This window comes from Pseudomonas sp. FSL W5-0299 (genome assembly GCF_005930655.1).
GTDB lineage: Bacteria > Pseudomonadota > Gammaproteobacteria > Pseudomonadales > Pseudomonadaceae > Aquipseudomonas > Aquipseudomonas mandelii.
The window spans coordinates 65,203-92,025 of sequence record NZ_RXHX01000023.1; the positions used below are offsets into that span (position 1 = coordinate 65,203).

Here is a 26,823-nt window from a genome sequence, read left to right on the forward strand (position 1 = left end):
GACTCAAATCTCCTTGGTCAGGCTGGGACCGTGGTCGTCGTCGGCGGAATCGTCGGCGGCGGACAGCGGACGGGCCGGCGTGCGTTTCTTGCCTGGACCACCCTCGGGCGTTTCCTTGCCTTCGTCGATCTTCGGCCCTTTGCGCACCAGGCGCATCATGTAGCCCAGACCGGCACCGAACAGCGCGAAATACACCACAACGAACAGGACCAGCGTGATGCTCATCTGCAGGAAGCTGTGATTGGAGGACGCGTCCGCCGTGCGCATCAGGCCATAGACCACCCACGGCTGACGGCCGATTTCAGTGGTGAACCAGCCCGCAAGGATCGCAATCAGGCCGGATGGGCCCATCCACAACGCCAGATATAGGAACGGACGCGAGGTGTACAACTTGTCACTCTTGCGCAGCCACAGGCTCCACAATCCTGTGAAGATCATCAGCATGCCCAGACCCACCATGATCCGGAACGACCAGAACACAATGGTGGAATTCGGCCGGTCTTCAGGCGGGAAGTCCTTGAGCGCCGGCACTTGCTTGTCCAGGGAATGGGTCAGGATCAGGCTGCCCAGGTAGGGAATTTCTACCGCGTATTTGGTCCGCTCTTCTTTCATGTCGGGCCAGCCGAACAGGATCAGCGGGGTCGGCTCATCGCCGTGATTTTCCCAGTGACCTTCGATCGCAGCGATTTTCGCCGGCTGGTGCTTGAGCGTGTTGAGCCCGTGAAAGTCACCGATGACCGCCTGAATCGGCGCCACGATCAATGCCATCCACATGGCCATCGAGAGCATGGTGCGGATCGCCGGGTTGTCCTTGCCGCGCAGCAAATGCCAGGCCGCGGAAGAGCCGACGAAGAAGGCAGTCGCGACGAACGCGGCCGTCGCCATGTGCATCAGGCGGTAGGGGAATGAGGGGTTGAAGATCACGGCGAACCAGTCGGTTGGAATGACCTGGCCATTAATGATTTCGAATCCTTGCGGGGTCTGCATCCAACTGTTGGAGGCGAGAATCCAGAAGGTCGATATCAGCGTGCCGATGGCAACCATGACCGTGGCGAAGAAGTGCAGATTGCGCCCGACCTTGTTCCAGCCGAACAGCATGACGCCGAGGAAACCGGCCTCAAGGAAGAACGCTGTGAGGACTTCGTACGTCAGCAACGGCCCGGTCACGGAACCGGCGAAATCCGAGAAGCGGCTCCAGTTGGTGCCGAACTGATACGCCATGACCAACCCGGACACCACACCCATGCCGAAGTTGACGGCAAAGATCTTCGACCAGAAATGGTACAGATCGCGGTAAGTGTCGTTGTTCGTCTTCAGCCACAAACCTTCGAGTACCGCCAGGTAACTCGCCAGGCCAATGGTGATAGCCGGGAACAGGATGTGGAACGAGATGGTGAACGCAAACTGAATTCGGGCGAGATCAAGCGCCTCCAAACCGAACATAAGTCTTCCTCTGTCAGGTAATACCGGCTGAAGGCTTGCGGCCTGCACCCACTGCCCCCACGGATATGGAGTGTGGCGAATTAGAATTCGTTCTTTTTTTACAAACGTCACAACGTAGGGAGTCTGGCCATCTGGCCACCGGATCATTTCCACAAGGGTCTTGATCTGGATCAAGCAATGGTTAAAAGAGTAGTCCCATTTTTGACGATGGACGGTGTGGTCTTTTGCCGCGTGACAGGTTGCCTCATAGCTCTACTCATGAACTGAAACACATTACCGGTGAGAGCGAGCCGGCTCGCGAAGCAGTGTGTCAGGCAGCAGAGGTGTCGACTGATACTCCATCATCACGAGCAGGCTCGCTCCCAAAGGGGAATGTCGGTGTTTTTGGAGATCGGTGTCTAGCTAACTAAATTTTCCCAGCCTGCAACTTCTGGTTACAGCTTGGTGATAATCTCGACCCTCACCTCGCTCAAGACCTGCCCTCAGATGCCCAGCCAAGCGCCCTTGCTGTTACGCCATCACCGCCCTTTTATCGCGTTCTGGCTGGCTCGGGTGTTTACCGCCAGCGGTTTTCAGATGCTCACCGTGGCCATCGGCTGGAATCTGTATCAACTGACCGGCAATGTGCTCGACCTGGGCTTGGTAGGGCTGGTGGAATTTGCTCCACGGGTTTTGTTCATGCTGCACACCGGGCACGTTGCGGACCGCTATGACCGGCGCAAGGTCGCGGCGATCTGCCAATCTCTGCAAGCGATGATTGCCCTCTCCCTGGCCATCGGCAGCGCAACCGACCATGTCACCCGCGAGATGATCTTCATCCTCGCCTTCCTGCTCGGCGCCGCACGCTCCTTCGAGATGCCGACCACTCAGGCCCTGCTGCCGAGCATCGTGCCCAGCGCGCTGTTCCCCCGCGCCGTCGCCGCCGCGCAGTCGGCTCAACAATCAGCCACCATCGTCGCCCCGGCCCTTGGCGGTTTGCTCTATGCCTTCGGCAGCGTCTGGGTGTATGGCCCGACCGTGATCCTCTACCTCATTGCCTGCTTGTTGATGCTCAACCTGCCCGCCCGGCAAACACCGTTGAACAAGGGCAAGGCGACGCTGGACTCATTGCTCGCAGGCATCCGCTTCATTCGCAGTCGGCCGGACATTCTCGGGGCGATTTCCCTGGACCTGTTTGCGGTATTGCTCGGCGGGGCAACGGCACTGCTGCCGGTGTTCGCCAAGGACATCCTGTTGACTGGCCCCTGGGGCCTGGGTCTGTTGCGCTCAGCCCCGGCAGTCGGTGCGCTGCTGATGTCGCTGTACCTGGCGCGATTTGCCGTGGAGCGCAAAGTCGGGCGGGTGATGTTCACCGCCGTCGGTGTGTTCGGCGTCGCGACCATCGCGTTCGGCCTCTCGACTTCGTTCTGGTTTTCCCTAGCCGTGCTGGTGGTGTTGGGCGCAGCGGACATGATCAGCATGGTGATCCGCGCCTCCTTCGTGCAACTGGAAACCCCGGACGAAATGCGCGGCCGGGTCAGCGCCGTGAACGGTTTGTTCATCGGTGCTTCGAACCAGTTGGGCGAGTTCGAATCCGGCCTCACCGCCCATTGGTTCGGCACCGTGCCGGCGGTGGTCATGGGCGGTATCGGCACGCTGGTGGTGACCGGGGCGTGGATCAAATTGTTCCCGACCCTGGCCAATCGCGACCGCATGCATGTGCCAATCGAAGAAGCCAAGGCCTAGAGCAGTTTGTCCAGGGTGATGGGGAAATCCCTCACCCGTTTGCCAGTCGCGTGATAGATCGCATTGGCCACCGCTGCCGCCACGCCGACGATGCCGATCTCGCCCACGCCCTTGGAACCCAGGGCATTGACGATCTCGTCGTGTTCTTCGACAAACAGCACGTCAATGTCGCCGATATCAGCGTTTACCGGAATGTGGTATTCGGCCAGGCTGTGATTCATGTGACGACCCAGCGCATGGTCGGTCTGCGTCTCCTCGTGCAAGGCCATGCCGATGCCCCACACCACGCCACCGAGAATCTGGCTGCGGGCCATTTTCGGATTGACCACTCGACCCGCCGCAATCGCGCTGACCACCCGGTTCACCTTCACCGTGCCCAAGTCCTCATCCACCAGCACTTCGACGAACACCGCTGAATGGGTGGCGGTGGCGTAGGCTTCGCGCTTCTTGTCAGGCTCGGCATCAACCTGAACCTCGAGGGTGTCTTCTCCGCAGTCCCGGGCCAGGTCGGCCAGTTTTACCCGCGCATCGCCAAATGTCAGATATCCGTCTTCAAAAGCCGCTTGTTCCGAGGTCACACCACTGAACGCGGGTGAGGTTTGCCGCGCAACGGCGAGCAGCTTTTCCTTTAAGGCTTCGCAAGCCTGCTGAACGGCCGTACCGACCGACGACACCGTGAACGATCCGCCCTGCAATGGCGCGGTTGGCAATGAAGAGTCGCCAAGGACAAAAGTGACATCCTCTACCGAAACGCCTGACGCCTGCGCGGCAATTTGCGTCATGACCGTGTAGGTGCCCGTGCCGATATCGGTGGTGGCGCTACTGACGATCAGCTTGCCGTTGTGATCAAGCGAAGCCTTGGCGCTGGCCTTCTGCTGCATCGCTTCCCAGACACCGCCGGCCATGCCCCAGCCCACTAACTGTCGACCCTGACGCATGCTGCGCGGTTCGGGATCGCGCTGATCCCAGCCAAAGCGTTTGGCACCTTGGGCGTAACATTCGCGCAAGGCTTTGCTGGAGTACGGTTTGTCTTCGTTCTGATTGCGCTCGGAATAATTGATCAACCGCAGCTGCACCGGATCGATGGCCAACGCACAGGCCAGTTCGTCCATCGCACATTCAAGGCCAATCAACCCCAGCGCCGCGCCTGGCGCTCGCATGTCGAGGGGCGTGAACACGTCCAGTGGCACAAGTTTGTAGGTCAACTGCACGTTGTCGCAGTGATAGAGCATGCCGCTCCACTCCACCACGTGCTCGGTGAAATCCTCGAAACGCGAGGTCTGGCCGATGGCGGTATGAGCCACCGCCAACAAGCGTCCATTGGCCGCAGCGCCCAATTGCAAACGTTGCAAAGTGCGCGGACGGTAGCCGAAGGTGAACATCTGCTGACGAGTCAATGTCACTCGCACCGAACGCTTGAGGTGCAGCGCGGCCATCACGGCCAGCGCCAACTGGTACTGCGGACGCAGGCCAGAGCCAAACGCACCGCCGACATACGCGGCGAAAATTCTGACCTGCTCTTTCTCAAGCCCGAACACCTTTTGCACGTATGACTGACAGTTCTGCGGACCCTGAGTCTTGTCATGGATATGCAGACTGCCATCGGCCTGATAAAGCACTGTGCTGGCGTGCGGTTCCATCGGGTTGTGGTGTTCGATCGGCGTGCTGTAGTTCAGATCCAGACTCAGGGCGGCACCGGCAAATTCGGCCTGGAAGTTCCCACGAGGTTCAGGCAGCTTGGCGGGTGCCGGTTTGGCTTCGCCTTGCAGGCTCAACAGATCGGTCTGATGAGACTCGGTGTCGTATTCAATCTTTACCAGCGAACCGGCATAACGCGCCAACTCAAGGTTATCCGCAACGACGAGCGCCAGCGGCTGGCCGCTGTACAGGACCTTATCGTTGTACAACGGACGAAACGGCGATCCCTCAGCCGAGTCGGCGTCTTCGTAATCCTTGTCATAACTGGCGATTGTCGGACGCTGGAGGTGATCGATCACCGCGACAACACCGGGCAATGCCAGCGCCTCGGAGGCGTCAATGCTCAGCACGCGACCGCAGGCGATAGAACTTGAGACAACGCTGCCGTGGAGCAGACCCTCCTCAGGAAACTCACCGGCGTAGCGGGCCTGGCCGGTAACTTTGAGAGGACCGTCGACCCGGTCCAGTGGTTGGCCCATGGGTAAGGTAACTGTGTTCATCGGGCTTGCCCTCCTCGCGCGGCATCGCTCAAGGCGCGAACAATTGCCTCTCGCGCCAGTTTGACCTTAAAGGCGTTATGTTCGAGCGGTTCGGCCTTTTGCAGGAGCATGTCGGCAGCGGCGCAGAAGGTTTCATGGTTGGCCGCCCTACCCTCCAGCCATTGCTCGACGGCATTGTCACGCCACGGTTTGTGCGCCACGCCACCGAGGACCAAACGCGCTTCGCGAATGGCCGGCCCGGACAAGTCCAGCGCTGCGGCGACCGACACCAGGGCGAAGGCGTAAGAGGCGCGATCGCGAATCTTCAAATAATGGCTGTACTCGGCAAAACCGGCGGCGGGCAACTCGACCGCGGTAATGAGTTCATCGTCGGCCAGTTGGTTATCGCGCTCAGGGGCATCGCCCGGCAATCGGTGGAAGTCGGCAAACGCAATGGTTCTGGCACCGTCGCGCCCCTGGACGTGGACGATTGCCTCCAACGCCGCCAACGCCACACACATGTCGGAAGGATGGGTGGCGACACAGTGCGAACTGGCGCCGAGGATCGCGTGAATCCGGTTGAGACCGTCCCGTGCAGGGCAACCACTGCCGGGCTCCCGCTTATTGCACGGCACGCTGGCGTCGTAGAAGTAATAGCAGCGAGTGCGTTGCAGAAGATTGCCGCCGGTGCTGGCCATGTTGCGCAATTGCGGCGAAGCACCTGCCAGGATCGCCTGGGATAACAGCGGGTAACGCTGCTCAATCAGCGGATGCCAGGCCAGATCGGCATTGCTGACCAAGGCGCCAATCATCACGCCGCCGCTGGCCGTTTCCTTGACCTCGCGTAGTGGCAAACCGGTGATATCGATCAAATGTTCGGGGCGAGTGAGGTTCTCTTTCATCAAATCCAGCAGATTCGTACCGCCGGCGATGAAGCGCGACGCCGGACTGGCGAGGTGCACGGCGTCCTGCACCGAATCGGGTTTGCTGTAGTGGAAAGGATTCATTGACCACCTCCTTGCCCAGGCTGGCGGCAGGAGGGAAGTACCTCTTCGATGGCATCGCGAATATTGTTGTAGGCACCGCAACGGCAGAGGTTTCCGCTCATCAGCTCCTGAATGTCCGCGCGGGAGTGCGCCCGCCCTTCATTCGCCAGACCGACCGCCGAACAGATCTGCCCCGGCGTGCAATAGCCGCACTGAAAGGCATCGTGCTTGATGAAGGCTTGCTGCATGGGGTGCAACTCATCGCCGGTTGCCAGCCCTTCAATGGTGACCAGCTCTGCGCCGTCGCACATCACCGCCAGCGTCAGGCAGGCGTTCACCCGCTTGCCGTTGAGCAACACCGTGCAGGCGCCACACTGGCCGTGATCGCAACCTTTTTTGGTGCCGATCAGGTCCAATTGCTCGCGCAGCAGGTCCAAAAGCGTGGTCCAGGGCAAGACCTCCAGTTGACGCTCCTGACCGTTGAGGGTCAGGCGTAACGGGTGACGAACGAAGGACGGCTGCGCCGCTTCGGGGGTGGTCGCACTCATAAACACCTCACGGTTAGTCGTAATAAGCGGCGTTTTGGCAAACCGCCGTCATAAGGGGTACGACTTCGGGGTGGCGAGAGTGTTCAAGGAAACTGATGGGCGCGGAAAGACCAGTATTGGAGCGGGCGAAGTGTTCGTTTGGCTGTTACTAAAAGGTTCGCGCAACTTGAAACCACGAACAGTCAGACCACCAACTCAACCGCCACCGCAGCCCGAGCAGCTTTACCGCACAGTTGCTCCACCAGCGCCAGCGCAAACGGCAGCGCCGCCCCCGATCCCTGGGCAGTGATGCAGTTGCCGTCGACCACCACGGGCTGGTCGACAAAATTGCAGCCCGACAATCGATGGCTGGCCGATGGCAGGCAGGTCATGCGCCGCTGACGCAAGACGCCAAAGGCTTGCAACGCCAGCGCCGGGGACTCACCAATGCCGGCGAACAGGCGCCCGGCGGCGGCCTGGTCCTTGATCAACTGTTGCAGGGGTTGATGCGCGGCGAGGTGCTGGGAGCCCACCTCGCCTCCAGGCAATACGAGAAGGTCGAACGGCTGGGCCAGCAAGTCCACCAGCATTGCATCGGCGGTCAGGCGGGTACCGCGGGCACAAGTGATCATGCGTCGCCCCTCGATGCTCGCCGCCACCACTTCAACCTTGGCGCGGCGCAGTACATCGATCAGGGTGACGGTTTGCAGGTCGTCGATGCCCTCGGCGAGGGTAATCAAAGCTCTAAAGGTCATGGGCGCGGTCCACAGAATGATCTTTAAAGCGTAGTCAGCTTTCCTGACCCTTGTTCGAACGCAGCCGTTACTTGATGTAAAGCTGTGTCGACATCGTGTTGCGGGGCGCGTTGATGGACGTGTTGCTGAAGGTGAAGATGCCGTCCTGCTTGCCCTTCAGATCGAAGATGTACAGATAGCCGACGGTTGTTTCTCCGGATGCGCACTCCTTCAGGTTGCCGGTTTGATAGGCACACACCGCCGTCCGGGTGCCGTCTACGTTAAAACCATCCAGCGCGACGTGCGGACTAAGGCTGCCATATCCAATTTCCAGAACGTAGACCTTGATGTCCGGACCACTGTGGTCGCAGCTCGTCTGCTCCTGTTTCTCGACAATGTTTTCAAGACCACAGCCCGGCGATTGGACCTTGATCACTTTCACCTGGCTCAACGGAGCCGCCATCGCCGCCGAAGCAGTTTGCGCCCCCAGCCACAACGCCATCGCGACGCCCATCACCGCAACCCCACGCTTTTTAATGCACTTCATAACGCCCCCCCAAAACCAGCGCGCAGTATGGCTCACTTCGCTTTACGGCAAAACATCGACGACGATCGCAGCCATAAGCAGCCATAGCCCCACGCTGCTGGTATGATGCGCGGCTTTTTCCGGCCCACAGAAAATTACCAGGCGCTATCAGCGGTCTGTGCTTTGCTGTTGAGGTCGATACATTCACGGCGCCCGGCGCGCCACGGGGAGCAGACATGCTGGAAAGGCTGTTTCAACTCAAGGCACACAACACCAACGTGCGGACCGAGATTCTGGCGGGCGTCACGACCTTCTTGGCCATGGCCTACATTCTGTTCGTCAACCCGAGCATCCTCGGCGAGACCGGCATGGACAAGGGCGCGGTGTTTGTCGCGACCTGCCTGGCAGCAGCCATCGGCTCCACGGTGATGGGCCTGATCGCCAACTACCCGATCGCACTCGCGCCAGGCATGGGCCTGAACGCCTTCTTTACCTACACCGTGGTCCTGCACATGGGCCACACCTGGCAAGTGGCGCTGGGGGCGGTGTTCATCTCGGCGGTGCTGTTCTTCCTGTTGTCGATCTTCCGCATCCGCGAATGGATCATCAACAGCATCCCGCTGCCGCTGCGCTCAGCGATTGCCGCCGGTATCGGCCTGTTCCTGGCGCTGATCGCCCTGCATAACGCCGGCATCGTGGTCAGCAACCCGGCGACCATGGTCGGCCTCGGTGATTTGAAGCAACCCGCTCCGATCCTCGCGACCCTCGGTTTTGCCCTGATCGTTGCCCTCGAAGCGCTCGCCGTGCGCGGTGCGGTGCTGATCGGTATTCTGGTCGTGACCATCGCGTCCATCGCATTGGGCTTCACGCCGTTCGGCGGCGTGATGTCGATGCCGCCGTCCCTGGCGCCGACCTTCCTGCAACTGGACATCAAAGGTGCGCTCGACATCGGCCTGGTCAGCGTGATTTTCGCTTTCCTGTTCGTCGACCTGTTCGATAACTCCGGCACCCTCATCGGCGTCGCCAAGCGCGCCGGCCTGATGGGCAAGGACGGCCATATGCCGAAAATGGGCCGCGCCCTGATCGCCGACAGCACCGCGGCCATGGCCGGTTCGCTGCTGGGCACATCGACCACCACCAGCTACATTGAATCCGCCGCTGGCGTGAGTGCCGGTGGCCGTACCGGCCTCACGGCCGTCGTGGTGGCGATCCTGTTCCTGCTGGCGCTGTTCTTCTCGCCGTTGGCCGCCAGCGTTCCGGCGTTCGCCACCGCACCGGCGCTGCTGTTCGTCGCGGTGTTGATGACATCCGGCCTGGCCGAAATAGACTGGGATGACATCACCGTCGCCGCACCGGTCGTGGTCACTACGCTTGCCATGCCGTTTACGTACTCCATCGCCAACGGCATCGCCTTCGGTTTCATCTCCTGGACCGCGATCAAGTTGCTGTCCGGCCGCGGCCGTGAGCTGAACCCGGCGCTGGTGATTCTTTCGATTCTGTTTGTGATCAAGTTGGGTTGGTTCAACGCATGACTTTTGATTCCCAGGCCTACGCCGTTCAGCTCGAAGAAAAGGTCACGCGCCTGCGCGATCTGCTGGCCCCGTTCGATGCACCGGAACCTGCGGTGTTTGACTCGCCGCTGAAAAATTTCCGCCTGCGCGCCGAATTCCGCCTGTGGCGCGAAGGCGGCGATAGGCATTACGCGATGTTTTCCCAGGAAGACAAACGCACGCCGATCCTGATCGAAGCGTTCCCGATCGCCAGCCTGCGCATCAATGAACTGATGCCGCAGCTCAAGGCGGCCTGGAAGGCAAGTGCGGCGCTGAGCCACAAGCTGTTTCAGGTGGAGTTTCTGACCACCCTGGCCGGCGATGCGATGATCACCTTGTGCTATCACCGTCCACTGGATGAACACTGGCACGCGGCGGCATCGAAACTGGCCACCGACCTGAACGTCAGCGTTATCGGTCGTTCGAAAGGCAAACGCGAAGTGATTGGCCATGATTACGTGGTCGAGAAACTCGACGTCGGTGGTCGCACGTTCAGTTACCGTCAGCCCGAAGGTGCATTCACCCAGCCCAACGGCACCGTGAACCAGAAGATGCTCAACTGGGCTTACGACGCCCTCGGCGATCGCCCGGACGATTTGCTGGAGCTGTATTGCGGCAACGGCAACTTCACCCTGCCGCTGGCGACCCGTGTGCGCAAAGTGCTGGCCACGGAAATCAGCAATACTTCGGTCAACGCCGCACTGAGCAACCTCAGCGAAAACGCTGTGGATAACGTCACCCTGGTGCGGTTGTCCGCAGAAGAGCTGACCGAAGCCCTGAATGAAGTTCGCCCGTTCCGTCGCCTGCAGGGGATCGACCTGAAGAGCTACGAATTCGGTAGCGTCTTCGTCGACCCGCCTCGCGCCGGCATGGACCCGGACACCTGCGAACTGACCCGGCGCTTCGACAACATCCTCTACATCTCCTGCAACCCGGAAACCCTGGCCGCCAACATCGCCCAGTTGCACGATACCCATCGCATCACCCAGTGCGCGATGTTCGACCAGTTTCCGTGGACACATCACATGGAATCCGGGGTGTTGCTGACCCGTCGTTGAAGGTCAGTCGCTTAGACAAATCAGCCGTCATCACGACGGCTTTTTTGTGGGTGCTCAATCGGTGACATCTGTCTTGCGCGGACGCCCGCCTTTTCGGCCATTGGCCCGCGCGGCCTCGGCTTTGGCGGCGCTGCTTTGGCGACCATTGCGCGAGGCGATGACCGAGGCAGCCATGTCCATCAACGGCTTGCTCGCCGAAATCATCCCAGCGATGGACACGTGCAGATCCTTGCCTTCATGGCACAGGGCGGTTCCGGAAAAGCCGACTTTGAGGTCTGCGAAATCCTCGACGTCAAAATCATCAAATTCCGGATAGTGCTGCACGGGCAGCAGCACGCCACTGCCATCAATGAAACTGACCGCCAGACAAGGCTCCACAAACCTCACCGAAGTCGCCTGCAATCCGCTCTTCTGGCGCACTTGCCCGCGCTGGATGGCTTCATCCAGCACGACCTCGGTGACAGGCCGATCGACCAGCATGCCTGCCTGTATCGTTTTCATAGTTGGATCTCCACACCCTCAGGAGCGCCGATCAGCGCCAACAGGGTCTTGTTCGTCTCGGGTTCATAACAAGCCGAGCCAATCATCCAGGTCGTATTCGCAATCCTTTTTATCACCACGACTTCGCTGGCCTGCCAGTCCCAAATCTGATGATCAAGACACACCGTGTGCAACTCGCCCCACCAGATGGCACGGGCGCGGCGCAAGTGGGCGGGTTGGCCGAGTGCGTGACGCAATCCTTCCAGCACGGCCACTGGCGGCCGATTTGAATGAGGAACCACATCCCACAGCTCGACACTGTTGTGCCAAAAGCAGAATTTGAAGCGTGCACTCCAGCTTCCGGCGTCCACATGTGCGTGAGGCGGACAGTGCTCATCACGCAACATGATCACCATTGAAAACCCTTTGTAGCTGAATAACCGCATACCAACCCATCCGTTAGGTTAAGGAATCCGAAGACCCGAGATTCCCTGGAAAACCGACGATTGGCGCGACGCCAAATCGCCTTTACGCCTCTGAGACTAGCGCCAAGCCTCGCCTTGGACCGGTGGATAACGGCGCAAAATAGTAAGCAATCCTTTCGCCGCGCCCACAAAAAAGCCGTCACGAGGACGGCTCTGCGGGCGTGTAACACCCTCATCCCGGCAGGTTTTTCCGATACTCGGTGGTGGTCATGCCGGCATAACCCCAGTTATCGGTGTCGACTTCTTCGATCACGATGTGGGTCAATTTCGGATCCTTGCCGAGGACTCGCTCCAAGGTGTCGGTAATCTCGGCGATGACTTGGGCTTTCTGCTCCCGGGTGACGCCGTCACGGGTAATACGCACGCTGACGAAAGGCATGATGCTGCTCCTGGCCGGTTATCAAAGAAGACGCCGGTCAAGTAAAGCACCGCCGGGCCGATTTCATCTACAGTGGCGAAATCCAGTCCCTCATTGACCCCCGGTGTCATCCATCATGCAGCGAGTATTCGACGATCTTCAGCTGGGCAGCATCGAACTGTTTTGCCTCGCCGCCGAGGCCGGCAGCTTTACGGCGGCCGCGTTGGTGGCGGGTGTCACACCGGCCGCCGTGAGTCGATCGGTGTCGCGCATGGAAGAACGTCTGGGCGTGCGGCTGTTTGCGCGCACCACCCGCAGCGTCAAGCTGACCGACAGCGGTCGGCGCTATTACGAGGAATGTCGTCAGGCCCTGGCGCAGTTGGTGGAGGCTCAGCGCGAGGTCATGGGCCAGCAACAGCAACCGTCCGGGACACTGCGCATCAGTATTCCCACGACGTATGCGCACCATCGGATCTTGCCGTTGTTGCCGGCATTTCGGGCGCGTTTTCCAGACGTGAAAGTCGAATCGCACATCAGCAATCGCAACATCGATTTCGTTGGCGAAGGCTATGACATGGCGATCCGCGTGCGGGCGATTCCGGATTCCGGGCTCATCGCCCGGCACCTTGAGGACGCCGCCCTGGTGATGATTGCCAGCCCCGATTACCTGAAGCGCGCGGGCACCCCGCAAAGCCTGGACGACCTTGCGCAGCACGAATGCATTCAATACGAATTGCCCAGCAGCGGTCGGCGCATTGCCTGGCTGTTCAACGACGACGGCGTCCCGCGGGAGATTCTTGCCGAGGGCAGCCTCAGTTGTTCTGACGACGTACTCGGCGGCGTGACCCTGGCCAAACACGGGGCGGGGCTTTTTCAAACCTACCGCTTCATCGTTGAAAACGAACTGGCCGATGGCTCATTGGTGGAAGTGCTCAAGCCGTATGGCGGACGCTCGCGCCCCTTCACCCTGCTCTATCCACAGACCCGTCATATGCCGCTTAGACTGCGGGCATTTATCGATTTCCTGGTCGAGCATCTGCCGCGATAAGTCGTGCGACTGTCCGATCACCGCACACAAAACCTCAATGAAACCGCTCTTCAATTGACCGAACTAACCAGCTAGTACAATTTATCTCCACAGGCTGATCACCCCAGCCCATTCCAAAAATAATATGTGGAGAGACTTCGATGTCCCCTATCGTTCTGGTGCTCAACGGCCCGAATCTGAACCTGCTTGGCACCCGCGAACCGGCGACTTATGGTCACGAAACCCTGGCCGATATCTCTGCCCTGTGCGGACGCGCCGCCGAAGAATTCGGCTTGGCAGTGGAGTTTCGCCAAACCAACCATGAAGGCGAATTGCTCGACTGGATTCACGCGGCCCGTGGCCGTTGCGCCGGGATTGTCATCAACCCGGCGGCCTGGACGCACACGTCAGTCGCGATCCGCGATGCCTTGGTCGCCAGCGAATTGCCGGTGGTCGAAGTTCACCTGTCCAATGTTCACGCCCGCGAACCCTTCCGGCATCACTCCTTCGTTTCCGCCATTGCCACAGCGGTGATGGCCGGTTTCGGCAGCCATGGTTATCGCCTGGCGCTGGATTACTTCAGCCAACGTTTGAAGGGGTAAGCGCCGTGACTCAGAACAACGCGGTACTGGCCGGGCTGATCGGCGCCGGCATCCAGGCTTCCCGTACTCCGGCACTGCACGAGCATGAAGGTGATGCCCAGGGTTTGCGTTATCTGTATCGCTTGATCGACCTCGATCAGTTGAAACTCGACAGCAGCGCCCTGCCCGATCTGTTGATGGCCGCCGAACGCATGAACTTCACCGGCCTGAATATCACCTTCCCGTGCAAGCAGGCGATCATCCCGTTGCTCGACGAATTGTCGCCGGAAGCTCGCGGCATCGGGGCGGTGAACACGGTCGTGCTGAAGGACGGCAAGCGCATCGGCCACAACACCGATTGCCTCGGTTTTGCCGAGGGTTTTCGCCGGGGCTTGAAGGACGTTGCCCGCGAGCGTGTGGTCCAGATGGGCGCTGGCGGGGCCGGGGCGGCAGTGGCCCATGCGCTGTTGAGCGAAGGCGTACAGCTGCTGAGTATTTTCGATGTGGAGATCAGCCGTGCGCAGTCCTTGGCGGACAATCTCAATCAACACTTCGGCGCTGGCCGGGCCATGGCGGGGCATGATTTGCCGAGCACGCTGGGCCAGGCGGATGGGTTAGTGAACACCACGCCCATGGGCATGAAGAAACTGCCGGGCATGCCGGTTCCGGTGGAGTTGCTTCGGGCTGAGTTGTGGGTGGCGGAGATTGTTTATTTTCCGCTGGAAACCGAGTTGCTACGCAATGCCCGCGCCTTGGGTTGCCGAACGCTGGATGGCGGCAACATGGCGGTGTTTCAGGCGGTGAAGGCGTTTGAGTTGTTCAGTGGCGTGGTGCCGGATGCGCAGCGGATGTTGGCGCATTTTCAGAGCATGAATGGCTAAGGTTGAAAGTATGAGGGCTGCATCGCAGCCCAACGGGGCGATGCGGCGTGCCGACGCCCCCTCGCCACAGGTCAGGCCTGCAGGTATCGCAAAACCGACTCGCAAATCATTTCCCGATGACGCTGCTTGATGCTTTCGTCCGGCAAGTCGATCTGAAAAATCTCACCGAAGGTATGGCGGTTGGACACGCGATAAAAGCAAAACGAGCTGATCAGCAGATGCACATCCAGCGGCTCAAGCCCTGAACGGAACACGCCCTCTTCAGCCCCGCGACGCAAAATCACGCCCAGGGAATCGAGGATGGTGTTGTTCATCGCCTTGATCGCATCGGAACGCTTCACGTATTCCGCGTTGTGAATGTTCTCGATGCTGACGATGCGCACGAAATCGACGTTGCGATCATGGTGGTCGAAGGTGAATTCCACCAGTCGCCGAATCGCCTCCACCGGCGCCAGTTCGGCCAGGTGCAGATGGTTTTCCGTGTTGCGGATGTCGCCGTAGAGTTTCTCCAGCACCTCGACGTACAGCTGTTCCTTACTGCCGAAGTAGTAATAAATCATGCGTTTGGAAGTGTGGATGCGCTCGGCGATGGCATCGACGCGAGCACCGGAAAGCCCTTGCTGGACGAATTCGACAATCGCCTCTTGAAGGATGTTCTCGCGGGTCTTTTCCGGGTTGTTCTTGCGACTCTTGCGCGGCCCGGCAATCGGTTCGGCGGGCACTGCGGAGAGTTCTGAAGTTATCGTCATTGCGGGCTCACGGCCATCACTGCACAGGCTGGCGATTATGGGCCGCACCGCCCAGTGAAGGAAGCCGCGCGGCAGCGGTTTGTCGCCGTGTTTACGATTTTCCTACAACTTTGCCAGACGTACCGCACCACTTCGGGATTTGGCCATGGCCGCCAGGCGTACCGCCACATTGGCCGCACCGTAACCGGCGTAGCCATTTTTGCGCTGGATGATTTCAAAGAAGAACCGCCCTTCGAACGGCTCCGTGTACACATGGAACAGCTCGCCGCCTTGGGCATCGCGGTCATAAAGAACGTTGAAATACGCCAGTTCACTGAGGAATTCGTCGTCGAAATCGAACCGTGCAGCGAGGTCATCGTAATAGTTGAGCGGAATATCCAGCAGCGGCACGCCCGCCTCTTTGGCACGACTGACTTCGGCAAAGATGTCATCGCAATCAAACGCGATGTGATGCACGCCGGAGCCGCGATAACTCGACAGCGCGTGTGAGATCGCGGTGTTGCGGTTTTCGGAAATGTTCAGCGGCAGGCGAATCGAACTGTCACGACTGCGCAACGCTCGACTTTTCACCAAACCGTAAGGATCGGGCAGCACCACTTCGTCATCGGCTTCGAAATCCAGCAGGCTCTTATAGAACAGCACCCAACTGTCGAGGCTGTCGGCCGGCAATGCCATCGCCATGTGGTCGATGCGTTTGAGGCCACCACCGGCCACGGCAGCCGGTTGCAGATGGAAATCAGTGCCGTAGACATCGGCGTCCTGATCCACCAGATAAATCAGGCTGCCATCCGGTGCGCGCACGGCAGCGAGCTCAAGTTCATTGGGACCGACCAGTCCGCGATACGGTTGCCCCTTGTAGGCCACGGCCCGAGCGAGCGCACTGGCGCTGTCCTTGACCCGCACGGCGGTGGCGCACAGCGACGGACCGTGCGCTTCGAAAAAACTGTGGGCAAACGAGTAAGGCTCGGAATTGAGGATCAGGTTGATGTCACCTTGACGCAGCAGGCTCACGCTCTTGGAGCGATGTTGCCCGGCCTTGACGAAACCCAGTCGCTCCAGCCAATGGGAAAGCTTGGCGCCAAGGCTTTCGTCCACAGCGAATTCGAGAAACTCGATGCCGTTGTATTCGCTGGCCTTGGGCGTTTCGAACAGTATGTCGAGGCTGACCGCCGGTGTCGTTTCCTGTGCCAGACGCTGACGGGTTTTCTCCTCCAGATACAGCAACGAACGCAAACCGTCGGCGGCATTGGCCCGAGGCGGCGCGGCACGGAAACCGTCGTTGAAGATTTCCAGCGACAGCGGCCCGGTGTACCCACTCTTGATGATCGGAGCCAGGAAGCCCGGCAAATCGAATTCGCCCTGACCCGGGAAGCAGCGGAAATGCCGGCTCCACTCGAGCACGTCCATCGCCAGAATCGGTGCGTCGGCCATTTGTACGAAGAAGATTTTATCGCCAGGGATCTCGGCGATCGCACTCGGATCACCCTTGAGCGACAGCGTGTGAAAGCTGTCCAGCAGCACACCGAGGCTTGGATGATCGGCCTGACGGACGATGTTCCACACCTGTTGCCAGGTGTTCACATGCCGGCCCCAGGCCAGCGCTTCGTAGCCGATCCGCAACCCGCGTGCGCCGGCGCGTTCGGCCAGCAGGCGCAAGTCGTCGATGAGGATATTTTCATCACCGATGGAATCGGCGGACGCGTTGCTGCACACCAGCACCAGGTCGGTGCCCAGTTCCTGCATCAGGTCGAACTTGCGCTCGGCCCGTTCCAGATTGCGATGCAAACGGTCGCGGCGGCAGCCTTCAAAGTCCCGAAAGGGTTGAAACAGTGTGATCGCGATCCCGAGATCGGCGCACATCTGCTTGATTTCCCGCGGGCTGCCGTCGTAGTAGAGAAGGTCGTTTTCGAAGATCTCCACCCCGTCGAACCCGGCGGCGGCAATGGCTTCGAGTTTTTCCGGCAGGGTACCGCTCAAGGAAACGGTGGCAATGGAACGCTGCATATTTCGGCTCCCGATGGTGGAGACAATCTTGTTAAAGGCGTCGCACCCTTTTTTGCAGGAGCGAAGCTTGCTCGCGAAGGCGATCTTGAGGACGCCATCGCCGGCAAGCCTGGCTCCTACAGGGATCGCGTTTCTCTCGGGGGAATTATTGGCTTGGCAGTCGAACACAGCAATTTAAAGTGTACTACCCAGTTAGTTTTGCGTGCGATTATCGAACACAATGGCCCTTGGCGAATTGACGATTTTTCGTCCACTGCCCAACATCGACGACACATTGAGCCCGGTCACACACATCGGTCTCGATGACCAAAGACTCAGAACACCACATAAAAATAATCGGTGGCCTACATGACTCCTTCTCAAAGCTCTCCCGTGGAGCGTTCCTCCATGACTCCTGCCAGCGGCGGTATCGGCGACAAGATTCGCGGCGCCATGGCGGTCGGCAAGACCCGTTGGGGCATGCTGGCATTGGTGTTTTTTGCCACCACGCTCAACTACATCGACCGCGCTGCACTGGGCGTCATGCAGCCTATCCTCGCCAAGGAAATGAGCTGGACGGCGATGGACTACGCCAACATCAACTTCTGGTTCCAGGTCGGCTACGCCATCGGTTTCGTGCTGCAAGGCCGGTTGATCGATCGGGTCGGCGTGAAGCGCGTGTTCTTCTGCGCAGTGTTGCTCTGGAGCCTGGCGACCGGCGCCCACGGCCTGGCCACGTCGGCGGTCGGCTTCATGGTCTGCCGGTTCATCCTCGGTTTGACCGAAGCCGCCAACTACCCGGCTTGCGTGAAAACCACGCGCTTGTGGTTCCCGGCCGGCGAGCGCGCCGTGGCCACCGGCATCTTCAACGCCGGCACTAATGTCGGCGCAATGTTCACGCCGATGCTGCTGCCGCTGATCCTGCACGTGTGGGGCTGGCAAGCCGCGTTCCTGTGCATGGCGTCACTGGGCGGGATCTGGTTGCTGTTCTGGGGTTTGAAGTACTTCAACCCGGAAGACCATCCGAGCGTCAAACAATCGGAACTGGACTACATCCAGAAGGAAGTCGAGCCGGAGCAGACCCGTGTACCGTTCTCGAAAATCCTGCGCATGCGTGGCACCTGGGCCTTCGCCCTCGCCTACTCCATCACCGCACCGGTGTTCTGGTTCTACCTGTACTGGCTGCCGCCGTTTCTCAATCAGCAATACAACCTGGGGATCAACGTGACCCAGATGGGTATCCCGCTGATCATCATCTACCTGACTGCAGACTTCGGCAGCGTCGGCGGCGGGATCCTGTCCTCGCTCCTGATCGGCCGCGGCATGAATCCGATCAAGGCGCGCCTGTTGTCCATGTTCCTGTTCGCCTGCTGCATCGTCGGCGTAATCATGGCGGCGGGTTCGAGCAGTCTGTGGGTCGCGGTGTTCGCCATCTCTCTGGCCATCGGTGCGCACCAGGCCTGGACCGCCAACATCTGGAGCCTGGTGATGGACTACACGCCTAAACACATGATGAGTACGGTATTTGGCTTCGGCGGCATGTGCGCAGCCATCGGCGGTATGTTCATGACTCAGTTGGTCGGCCACATCCTGACGGTCACCAACAACAACTACACCGTGCTGTTCACCCTGATTCCGGCGATGTACTTCATTGCTCTGACCTGGATGTACTTCATGGCACCGCGCAAGATTCCTACTGTCACCGAGTAAAGTTCCCTCCCTTGGCAGGCCTGGTTCCAGGCCTGCCTGTTTGATTTTCCTACCGACGACTCTGTTGCCACGCCGCCGCCAACCCGCTGCAGCAAATCACCGCGATCCCGATCACCGTGGTCAGGGTCGGTGTGTGGGAGAACAGCAGCCAGCCCAGCAAACCGGCAAAGACGATCTGGCAGTAACCGAACGGCGCCAACAACGCGGGCGCGGCGTGGCGGAAGGCCTGAGTCAGAAACAAATGCGCGGTCATCCCGCAGGTCCCCAGCGCCACCATCATGAAACCATGCCCCAGTGTCGGCACTTGCCAGAAGAACGGCACCAGCGCGCTCATCACCAGGGTGTTGCACAAGCCGGCGAAGAAGTTGCTGGTGGTCGGGCTGTCGATGTTGCTGAGCTTGCGAGTGAGCAACTGATAAAAGCAGAAAAACAGCGCCGAACAGAGCGGCAGCAACACCGCCGGCGTGAACAGATCGCCACCGGGGTGGACGATGATCAATACGCCGACAAACCCGCAAATCACCGCGATCCATTGGCCACGTGTCACGCGCTCCCCCAGCAGCGGCACCGAGAGCGCAGTCACCAGAACCGGCGCAAGAAAGTTGACCGCCGTCGCTTCAGCCAACGGGATGTACTGCAGGCCGGTGGTAAAAAACAAACTGGTGCCCAACAGGCACAACGCCCTCACCAACTGCAGCATCGGTCGTTTGGTCCGTAGGACGCGCAACCCGGACTGCGGCAGAAAAATCCCGGCCATCAACAAGGTGTGCACCACATAACGAGCCCAGACCACCATCACGATCGGATAGAAGCCCGAGAGGTATTTCGAAAAGGCGTCATGGCTGGAAAACAGGAAAGTGGCGACGACAATCAGCAAAATCCCTTTGAAGGGCTGGTTAACGCCGGAAAGCGGAGTGCTGGCGGTCATGGGTTTCCCTTGAGAAGTGAAACGTGTCTCGGGCGGCGAGTTCCAATAATTTAGAACCTGGTTCCAGATTCCAACACAAGCTTCAGCCGAAAGTGTTCGAATACCGCACAGTTTCACGATCAATAAAAATCAACCGTGGGAGTGAGCCTGCTCGCGATGGCGGACTGACATTCAACATTTGAGCTATTTGAAAGTTCACTTTCGCGAGCAGGCTCGCTCCCCGTAAATTAGCTGAACAACTCCGACGCCAGACTCGCCGCCGCCAATTCCTCGGTATACCTCAACAACAGCGGCGCCAATTCATGCAACCGCGCCCCCGGCATCCGCGCACTCGGTCCGGCGATGCTCAGCACACCGATCACACGACCCTCGCTCGGATGCCGCACCACCGCCGCGATCGCCGAGGTGCCCACCGCCGAGCTTTCCTCGACCCAGGCATAGCCCTGCTCCCGCGCCAAACGCAGACGTTCGAGCAGTTCAATGTTGGATCGCGGAGCATTCGGCCCGAGGTCTTTTGGCTGCTCGCCGCCCTGGCGCTCAACCAGCGACAACGCTTCGGCATCGCTCATGCACGCCAGCCACGCATGGCCCGACGCGGTATAAAACAACGGCGCATCGCGACCCATTTCCGGGTCGTAGCGCAGGCCGGAACGGGCCCCCTGGGACTTGGCAATCCAGATCTGCCGCTCACCTTCAATCACCCCCAGACGCACCAACTCCCCGGTGTCCTGGGCCAGGCGATCCAGCACTGGCTGAACGATATCGGCGCCGCTGCCCGACAAATAACGAAACCCCATCGCCACCAGTTTGGTGGACAAGTGATACCGCAGGTTCTCTGGATTCTGCCGCACATAACCCAACCTGATCAGTTCCGCGAGCAGGCGGTGAGTTGCGCTTTTCGGGATGTCCAGTTGCTCCGCGAGCATCTGCATCGGCAGACCGCGAGGGTCACTGGTGAGGCTTTCGAGCACATTGAAGACACGTTCGATCTGACTGCCAGCCATGGGAGGTTCCACCTACAATTTGCCTGATTCTAGAAGATGAACCCTGTAATGCGAAATCTGGAACCCGCTACTCGACAGACCCGCGGGTCGCCCGTTCGATAAAAATCCGCGCCCTGACGGAATTCAATGGGTGATCCATGTTCCTACAGTCAGCGATTCTTCCGGCCAGTGAACGAAATGCCGGACAGCCGGACTGGCGCCGCCCCCCCACACCAGCAACACTCATCACCACGGACAATCAGAGGATTCCCACATGCTATGGAAAAAAGGCCGACGCAGCGACAACGTGGTCGACGCCCGTGGTGATGATGCCGGCAGCGGTGGCGGTGGGATGCGTTTTGGTGGCGGCAAAGGCCTGAGCCTGACCGCGATCATCCTGATTGTGGGGATCGGCTGGCTCACCGGCCAGGACCCGATGCAAATCCTCGGGCAACTGACCGGACAAATGACCGAGCAATCGGCACCGGCCACCAACCAGAGCCGCAAGGCGCCGCCGGCCAATGATGAAGGGGCCGAATTCGTGCGCTCGATCCTCGGCGATACCGAAGACACCTGGGGCCAGATTTTCCAGCAGGCCGGTCGGCAGTATAAAAACCCGACGCTGGTGCTGTTCAGCAACCGGGTTAATTCGGCCTGTGGTCTGGCGACATCGGCGACCGGACCGTTCTATTGCCCGGCCGACCAGAAGGTCTACCTGGACATGGCTTTTTTCCAGGAAATGTCGCAACGCTTTTCCGCGGCCGGTGACTTCGCCCAGGCCTACGTGATCGCTCATGAAGTCGGACACCACGTTCAGACATTGCTCGGCGTTTCCGCGAAAATTCAGACAGCTCGCCAGCAAGGCCGGCAGATGGAAGGTGATGGCGGCTTGTTGGTGCGTCAGGAGTTGCAGGCCGATTGCCTGGCCGGTGTCTGGGCCAACAATGCGCAGCAGCGTCTGAACTGGCTGGAACCGGGTGACATCGAAGAAGCCTTGAACGCGGCCAACGCCATCGGCGATGACCGTTTGCAACAACAGGGGCAGGGTCGGGTGGTACCGGACTCGTTTACCCATGGCACATCAGCGCAAAGGGTGCGCTGGTTCAAAACCGGATTTGCGCAAGGCCAGGTGGGCCAGTGCGATACCTTTGCGGCGAAAAACCTTTAAATGAATAAGTGGTTGTTGATGTTGTTGTTCACCTGCGCGAGCACCCAGGCTGCGGAGCATGGCGTCAAAGAGCTCAGCCCCGGGCGGTTGTTGTTGAAAGAAGGTGAGATGGCGGTGAGCCTCGGCCCGGCGCCCGCGAAAATCGAACGCGTGCTGATCATCATCCATGGTCGTCTGCGCAACGCTGAAACCTATCGCCAAAGCGCCGAGCGCGCAGCGGAACTGGCCGGGCAAAGTGCAAGCACCCTGGTGATCGCGCCGCAATTCCTCAACGAAACCGACATCGCACTTCATCCTGTGGCAGACACGGTGTTGCGCTGGCAGGGCAATGACTGGATGGCAGGAGGTTTATCCACCGCTCCTTTTGCGCTGAGTTCCTTTGCAGCCCTCGATCAAATCATCGAGCGAGTCGGCGACCATCGACAGTTTCCGGACGTGAAGCAAATCATCCTCGCAGGCCACTCCGGTGGCGCTCAGGTGGTGCAGCGATATGCGTTGCTGGCCCGCGAGCAACCGGCCTTGACGGCCGCCGGCGTGAAGCTTCGCTACGTGGTCGCCAACCCTTCGTCCTATGCGTATTTCAATGAGCAGCGGCCAGTGGCGTTCAACCATGCGGCGTGCCCCGGTTTCAATCGCTGGAAATACGGGCTGACGGATTTACCGGTATATGCCAGTGGGCAAACGGCACCACAGATTGAAGGAAATTACGTCAAACGGGACGTGACTTATCTGCTCGGGCAGCAAGACACCGACCCGCAGCATCCGGCGCTGGACAAAAGTTGCGAGGCCGAAGCCCAAGGTGCTTATCGTCTGGTTCGCGGGAAGAATTTTTTCAATTACCTGCTGCGTCGTAATCCGAAAGGGGTGAATCAGCGGCTGGTTGAAGTGCCAGGGGTCGGGCATAACGGGGATGGGATGCTGACGTCACCGGAGGGGCAGAAGGTATTGTTTGGTCAGTGAGTTTGTATGGCCTGATCAGACGTCTTCGCGGGCAAGCCTCGCTCCTCCAAGGGCAGCGCGCCCCACTGTAGGAGCGAGGCTTGCCAGCGAAGGAGCCCTCAAGCCGAAAGCATCTCCCGCAACACCGCACAATCCGCCGCATGCCAATCCGTCAGCTCCGGCCAAGGGTTATCCGGCAGATTCACCAACACCGTCCGCGCCCCCGCCGCTCGGCCGCAATCCAGATCAAAGCGGTAATCACCGACCATCACCATCTCGCTCGCCGGCACGTGCCAGGCCTCGGCCAGTTTCAATAAACCACCGGGATGCGGTTTAGGCGGTGCTTCATCACGCCCCAGCACATCCTCCACGGCAAAACAGTCAGCCAGGCCGATCGCTTCCAGGGTTACGTGCGCCAGCTCCCGGGCATTGCGCGTGAGAATGCCAAGACGATAACCGCGCCCGGCCAACTCCCGCACCAGCTCCACCGCACCCGGCGCCGGTTTCGAACCCAGCGCCAAGTCCCGTTCGTGCTCCAGCAGCCAAGCATGCTTGGCGGCCGCTTCATCGGCCGGCAGCGCCGCGAGGTGGGTCAGGATGTCGTCTTCGGCGGGAATCGCCAACGCCACGCGGATCGCCGCGAAGTCATGCACGGCCACCGTCAGGGTGCCGTCCATGTCGAACACCCAGTGCCGCACCTCGGCCAGGCTCATGCCCAATCCTTGCGATGACGGATCAAGCCTTCCTGAGTCACCGAAGCCACCAGTTGCCCGGCACGATTGAACACGCTGCCACGGGTGAACCCGCGAGAATTACCGGCCCAGGGGCTGTCCATCGCGTACAGCAACCAGTCATCGGCGCGCAGATCCGCATGGAACCACAGCGAGTGGTCGAGGCTGGCGACTTGCATGTCTTTCTGCCAGACCGATTTTCCATGGGGCTGCATCGAGGTGGTCAGCAGACCGAAGTCCGAGGCATAGGCCAGCAGGTATTTGTGCAACGCCGGAGAGTCGGCCAAAGCACCGTCGGCGCGAAACCAGACGTACTTGATCGGATCTGACGGTTGCGGGTTGTAGGGATCTTTCTCGGTGATCGGTCGGAATTCGATCGGCTTGGGGCACAGAAATTTCTCGCGCATGTGCTCAGGGATCAGGTGCGCACGCTGCTGGGTGAGTTCCAGTTCCGAGGGCAGGTTTTCCGGGCCGACCACGGTCGGCATCTCGGCCTGATGCTCGAAGCCTTTTTCGTCGTACTGGAACGAGGCGCTGCAGGTAAAGATCGGGTTGCCTTTCTGGATCGCCGTCACCCGGCGCGTGCTGAAACTGCCGCCATCACGCACCCGGTCAACCTGATACACCACAGGCAACGCGGAATCGCCCGGGCGCAGGAAATAACCGTGCATCGAATGCACATGGCGCGCTTCTTCGACTGTCTGACTGGCCGCCGACAACGACTGACCGATCACCTGACCGCCGAACAACTGACGAAAACCCAGGTCCTGACTGCGGCCACGAAACAGGTTTTCTTCGATCGGTTCCAGGGTCAGCAAATCGACCAGATCATCCAACACTTGGCTCATTCAGACTCTCCTCACACAAAGCTTGCCGCGCAGTCTTGGCTGCGGCGGTCGATTCAGTTTATGGCCAGGGCCCATGGCAGCCATTGTAAACGTCCGTGACTGCTTATCCATGCAAGGTTTGCAGCCATTGTTCACGGGAGATGCGATACAGCACATGGTGACGCAGGGGATGATCGGCCGCGAGCTTGGGATGGTCAAAGTCATCGGCTGAATCATGGTGCATGCCGATCGCCTGCATGACTTTTTCCGAAGGCAGGTTGTCTTTGGCGGTGAACGACACGACTTCTTGCAGCGCCAACCGATCAAAGCCGCAGCGCAGAGCGGTCCACGCCGCCTCACTGGCATAACCCAAGCCCCAATGCTCGCGCGCCAGGCGCCAGCCGATTTCGGTCGCCGGGGTGAACGGCGCATCGAAACCAACCACACCGAGGCCGGTGAAACCGATGAATGCCCCGGTGTCCTTGCGCTCCAGCGCCCAGAGACCAAAGCCATGTTCGGCAAAATGCCCGCGAATCCGTCCGATCAGCGACGCACTTTCCAGACGACTTAAAGGCGCCGGAAAATATCGCATCACCTGTGGATCGGCGCACATCGCCGCAAACTCCGGCAAATCCTCATCGCGCCACTGCCGCAACAGCAGTCGTGCGCTCTCGAGTTCCAGTATCGGCTCCATCTTTGCTCCCCTTTCCATGCCGCAAGTCTACAACGCTGGTAGGATCCTTCACTCATTCCTACCTGAATTCGTTATGCCGCTGCCGCTGATCTACCACGAAGACTACAGCCCCGAATTCCCGGCGGATCACCGCTTCCCCATGGACAAATTTCGCCTGCTGCGCGATCACTTGGTGGACAGCGGCCTGACCCGGGACGCCGACCTGCTGCGCCCGGAGCTCTGCCCCCCGGAGATTCTCGCCCTCGCCCATGACGCTGCCTATATCGAACGCTACATGAGCGGCGAGTTGTCCCGCGAAGACCAGCGGCGCCTCGGCCTGCCCTGGAGCGAAGCGCTGGCCCGACGCACCGTGCGGGCGGTCGGCGGATCGTTGCTTGCGGCAGAACAGGCGCTGGAACATGGGCTGGCCTGTCATTTGGCCGGAGGCACCCATCACGCGCATTACGACTATCCGGCGGGTTTCTGCACTTATGCCGACCAAATTATGTAAACAAATCTTGTTAGACCGCGAAAATAAGGCCCTTGGAGAGTCAAGGTTTCTAAAAAGTGGAAATTAATACCCGAGATTCGACGAGGTGTTTACAAAACTCAGAAATCGCCCCAGCCCCCTCATATGCCATCGGGTGAATCGTGGCGGGAATCCGGGGTGAATCAGTGAACAGCATTACACCAAGAACGGGATTTTTATGAGGACCATCACGAATATCACGAATCGGCGACTAAAAATGTTTACTTATGATTGTGAATGATTATTATTAGCGTGCATCCACCCTGAAGGATATGCGTCAGTGATACGAACCTCTCCGGTGTTTTCCCGGTTACAAGCAGGGAACAACGTCTACGGCTTGCTCAATTCTCTACCTTCACCGATGCTCTGCGAAATGCTCGCGTTTGCGGGCTACGACTTCGTGATTCTCGATCTTGAGCACTTACTGCGCTCCGAAGAAGACATCATGCATTGTGTCCGCGCGTGTGAGGCCGCTGGCATTTCGCCTTGGCTGCGCATACCTCAAGTGGACGAAAAACTGATCGGTCGGGCACTGGATGCCGGCATCGAAGCCATTGTCCTTTCACGCACCGAAAGTGCTGCGCAAGTTCAGCGCGCCATCGAAGCGGCGTTCTTTCCCCCCTTGGGGAAACGCGGAATAACCGGCGGACGCATTACCGGTTTCGGTCGCCTGCCATTACCCGAATACATCGATCTGGCCAATCGTCAGACCCCTATTATTCCCATGATCGAAAGCCGCGCCGGGGTCGACGCTCTCGGCGAGATTCTGCAACTGCCGGGGGTCGGCATGATCATGGAAGGCGCTCTGGATCTGTCGCTCGATCTCGATCTGGGCCCCGACCCGCTCAATCCTCAAGTCTGGCAAACGCTGCAAAACATGGCCGATGCCTGCCTCAGCGCCGCAATACCTTTCTGCGCAAATCCCCGCACGGCCGAACAGAACACGCTGTGGCGCGCTCGCGGGATCCGAAGTTTTCTGGCCGGTGAAGACCGAGGCTTGCTGCATAACGCATTGAAAGCCCGCCTGCATTCTCTCCAACAGTAAAAATAAGCCAACGTAGTCCA

The 26,823-nt window shown here is 59.6% G+C and carries 26 protein-coding genes and 1 pseudogene; 11 read left to right on the forward strand and 16 right to left on the reverse strand.

Annotation, left to right across the window (positions count from 1 at the left end; all coding sequences use genetic code 11):
- Positions 1–3: 3 nt before the first annotated feature.
- A complete protein-coding gene (locus tag FHL16_RS23380) occupies positions 4–1,443 on the reverse strand; it encodes a cytochrome ubiquinol oxidase subunit I (RefSeq protein WP_010467471.1) in 1,440 nt (479 codons plus the stop codon).
- A 486-nt stretch (positions 1,444–1,929) separates the two neighbouring features.
- Between FHL16_RS23380 and FHL16_RS23385 the strand changes: the two genes are divergently transcribed.
- Complete coding sequence (locus FHL16_RS23385) at positions 1,930–3,168, forward strand: MFS transporter (RefSeq protein WP_077749411.1); 1,239 nt, start codon at positions 1,930–1,932, stop codon at positions 3,166–3,168.
- Here FHL16_RS23385 and FHL16_RS23390 read toward each other — a convergent pair.
- From FHL16_RS23390 to FHL16_RS23410, 5 genes are all read right to left on the reverse strand, one after another.
- Positions 3,165–5,366, reverse strand: coding sequence for a xanthine dehydrogenase family protein molybdopterin-binding subunit (locus tag FHL16_RS23390; protein WP_077749412.1), 2,202 nt, complete (start codon positions 5,364–5,366; stop codon positions 3,165–3,167). The two genes, FHL16_RS23385 and FHL16_RS23390, sit on opposite strands and share 4 nt — an antisense overlap.
- Positions 5,363–6,352, reverse strand: coding sequence for an FAD binding domain-containing protein (locus FHL16_RS23395; protein ID WP_077749413.1), 990 nt, complete (start codon positions 6,350–6,352; stop codon positions 5,363–5,365). The genes FHL16_RS23390 and FHL16_RS23395 overlap by 4 nt, the downstream gene beginning before the upstream one ends.
- Positions 6,349–6,879: a (2Fe-2S)-binding protein gene (locus FHL16_RS23400; RefSeq protein WP_077749414.1), complete on the reverse strand. Its 531-nt coding sequence runs from the start codon at positions 6,877–6,879 to the stop codon at positions 6,349–6,351. Before FHL16_RS23400 ends, FHL16_RS23395 begins: the two co-directional genes overlap by 4 nt.
- Positions 6,880–7,061: 182 nt before the next feature.
- A complete protein-coding gene (locus FHL16_RS23405) occupies positions 7,062–7,613 on the reverse strand; it encodes a DJ-1 family glyoxalase III (RefSeq protein ID WP_077749415.1) in 552 nt (183 codons plus the stop codon).
- Between the two features lie 67 nt (positions 7,614–7,680).
- Positions 7,681–8,139: a DUF4879 domain-containing protein gene (locus FHL16_RS23410; RefSeq protein ID WP_077749416.1), complete on the reverse strand. Its 459-nt coding sequence runs from the start codon at positions 8,137–8,139 to the stop codon at positions 7,681–7,683.
- Between the two features lie 215 nt (positions 8,140–8,354).
- Between FHL16_RS23410 and FHL16_RS23415 the strand changes: the two genes are divergently transcribed.
- Both FHL16_RS23415 and trmA read left to right on the forward strand, forming a co-directional pair.
- Complete coding sequence (locus tag FHL16_RS23415) at positions 8,355–9,650, forward strand: NCS2 family permease (protein WP_010467459.1); 1,296 nt, start codon at positions 8,355–8,357, stop codon at positions 9,648–9,650.
- Complete coding sequence (trmA, locus tag FHL16_RS23420; protein WP_077749417.1) at positions 9,647–10,726, forward strand: tRNA (uridine(54)-C5)-methyltransferase TrmA; 1,080 nt, start codon at positions 9,647–9,649, stop codon at positions 10,724–10,726. The genes FHL16_RS23415 and trmA overlap by 4 nt, the downstream gene beginning before the upstream one ends.
- Positions 10,727–10,780: 54 nt before the next feature.
- Here trmA and FHL16_RS23425 read toward each other — a convergent pair whose 3' ends face one another.
- The 3 genes from FHL16_RS23425 to FHL16_RS23435 all read right to left on the reverse strand — a co-directional run bounded on the left by FHL16_RS23425 (position 10,781) and on the right by FHL16_RS23435 (position 12,070).
- Positions 10,781–11,227 carry a DUF2442 domain-containing protein gene (locus tag FHL16_RS23425; RefSeq protein ID WP_010467455.1) on the reverse strand — a complete coding sequence of 149 codons (447 nt, stop codon included), beginning with the start codon at positions 11,225–11,227 and terminating at the stop codon, positions 10,781–10,783.
- Positions 11,224–11,652: a DUF4160 domain-containing protein gene (locus FHL16_RS23430; RefSeq protein WP_077749418.1), complete on the reverse strand. Its 429-nt coding sequence runs from the start codon at positions 11,650–11,652 to the stop codon at positions 11,224–11,226. Before FHL16_RS23430 ends, FHL16_RS23425 begins: the two co-directional genes overlap by 4 nt.
- A gap of 211 nt (positions 11,653–11,863) precedes the next feature.
- The gene (locus tag FHL16_RS23435; protein WP_010467451.1) at positions 11,864–12,070 is read right to left on the reverse strand and encodes a tautomerase family protein; all 207 of its coding nucleotides are present in this window, start codon (positions 12,068–12,070) and stop codon (positions 11,864–11,866) included.
- Positions 12,071–12,185: 115 nt separating this feature from the next.
- Between FHL16_RS23435 and FHL16_RS23440 the strand changes: the two genes are divergently transcribed.
- From FHL16_RS23440 to FHL16_RS23450, 3 genes are all read left to right on the forward strand, one after another.
- Positions 12,186–13,097, forward strand: a complete 912-nt coding sequence (locus FHL16_RS23440; protein WP_010467449.1) for a LysR family transcriptional regulator — start codon at positions 12,186–12,188, stop codon at positions 13,095–13,097.
- A gap of 140 nt (positions 13,098–13,237) precedes the next feature.
- Positions 13,238–13,678, forward strand: a complete 441-nt coding sequence (gene aroQ, locus FHL16_RS23445) for a type II 3-dehydroquinate dehydratase (protein WP_077749419.1) — start codon at positions 13,238–13,240, stop codon at positions 13,676–13,678.
- 5 nt (positions 13,679–13,683) lie between these two features.
- Positions 13,684–14,538, forward strand: a complete 855-nt coding sequence (locus FHL16_RS23450; protein ID WP_077749420.1) for a shikimate dehydrogenase — start codon at positions 13,684–13,686, stop codon at positions 14,536–14,538.
- 71 nt (positions 14,539–14,609) lie between these two features.
- Here the strand turns inward: FHL16_RS23450 and FHL16_RS23455 are convergent, their stop codons facing one another.
- On the reverse strand, positions 14,610–15,287 hold the full coding sequence (locus tag FHL16_RS23455; RefSeq protein ID WP_042932539.1) for a TetR/AcrR family transcriptional regulator: 678 nt from the start codon (positions 15,285–15,287) through the stop codon (positions 14,610–14,612).
- Positions 15,288–15,389: 102 nt separating this feature from the next.
- Complete coding sequence (gene quiC, locus FHL16_RS23460) at positions 15,390–17,291, reverse strand: 3-dehydroshikimate dehydratase QuiC (protein ID WP_077749421.1); 1,902 nt, start codon at positions 17,289–17,291, stop codon at positions 15,390–15,392.
- Between the two features lie 387 nt (positions 17,292–17,678).
- Between quiC and FHL16_RS23465 the strand changes: the two genes are divergently transcribed.
- On the forward strand, positions 17,679–18,980 hold the full coding sequence (locus FHL16_RS23465; protein ID WP_010467439.1) for an MFS transporter: 1,302 nt from the start codon (positions 17,679–17,681) through the stop codon (positions 18,978–18,980).
- 49 nt (positions 18,981–19,029) lie between these two features.
- Here FHL16_RS23465 and FHL16_RS23470 read toward each other — a convergent pair whose 3' ends face one another.
- Together FHL16_RS23470 and FHL16_RS23480 are read right to left on the reverse strand one after the other, a co-directional pair.
- On the reverse strand, positions 19,030–19,908 hold the full coding sequence (locus tag FHL16_RS23470; RefSeq protein ID WP_010467437.1) for a DMT family transporter: 879 nt from the start codon (positions 19,906–19,908) through the stop codon (positions 19,030–19,032).
- Positions 19,909–20,135: 227 nt separating this feature from the next.
- Entirely contained in the window at positions 20,136–20,912 is a 777-nt protein-coding gene (locus tag FHL16_RS23480; protein WP_010467435.1) for an IclR family transcriptional regulator, read from the reverse strand.
- A 253-nt stretch (positions 20,913–21,165) separates the two neighbouring features.
- Between FHL16_RS23480 and ypfJ the strand changes: the two genes are divergently transcribed.
- Both ypfJ and FHL16_RS23490 read left to right on the forward strand, forming a co-directional pair.
- Entirely contained in the window at positions 21,166–22,059 is an 894-nt protein-coding gene (ypfJ, locus tag FHL16_RS23485; protein ID WP_077749423.1) for a KPN_02809 family neutral zinc metallopeptidase, read from the forward strand.
- Positions 22,060–23,019, forward strand: coding sequence for an alpha/beta fold hydrolase (locus tag FHL16_RS23490; protein ID WP_077749424.1), 960 nt, complete (start codon positions 22,060–22,062; stop codon positions 23,017–23,019). It abuts the gene before it with no gap.
- A gap of 98 nt (positions 23,020–23,117) precedes the next feature.
- Here FHL16_RS23490 and FHL16_RS23495 read toward each other — a convergent pair whose 3' ends face one another.
- From FHL16_RS23495 to FHL16_RS23505, 3 genes are all read right to left on the reverse strand, one after another.
- Positions 23,118–23,711, reverse strand: a complete 594-nt coding sequence (locus FHL16_RS23495) for an HAD family hydrolase (protein WP_010467429.1) — start codon at positions 23,709–23,711, stop codon at positions 23,118–23,120.
- Entirely contained in the window at positions 23,708–24,577 is an 870-nt protein-coding gene (tesB, locus tag FHL16_RS23500) for an acyl-CoA thioesterase II (protein WP_077749425.1), read from the reverse strand. The genes FHL16_RS23495 and tesB overlap by 4 nt, the downstream gene beginning before the upstream one ends.
- Positions 24,578–24,680: 103 nt before the next feature.
- Positions 24,681–25,250, reverse strand: a complete 570-nt coding sequence (locus FHL16_RS23505; RefSeq protein ID WP_010467427.1) for a GNAT family N-acetyltransferase — start codon at positions 25,248–25,250, stop codon at positions 24,681–24,683.
- 73 nt (positions 25,251–25,323) lie between these two features.
- Here FHL16_RS23505 and FHL16_RS23510 point away from each other — a divergent pair.
- A pseudogene (locus tag FHL16_RS23510) lies at positions 25,324–25,728 on the forward strand (histone deacetylase); the annotation flags it as partial.
- A 310-nt stretch (positions 25,729–26,038) separates the two neighbouring features.
- Entirely contained in the window at positions 26,039–26,803 is a 765-nt protein-coding gene (locus FHL16_RS23515) for an HpcH/HpaI aldolase family protein (RefSeq protein WP_032861804.1), read from the forward strand.
- Positions 26,804–26,823: the final 20 nt, after the last annotated feature.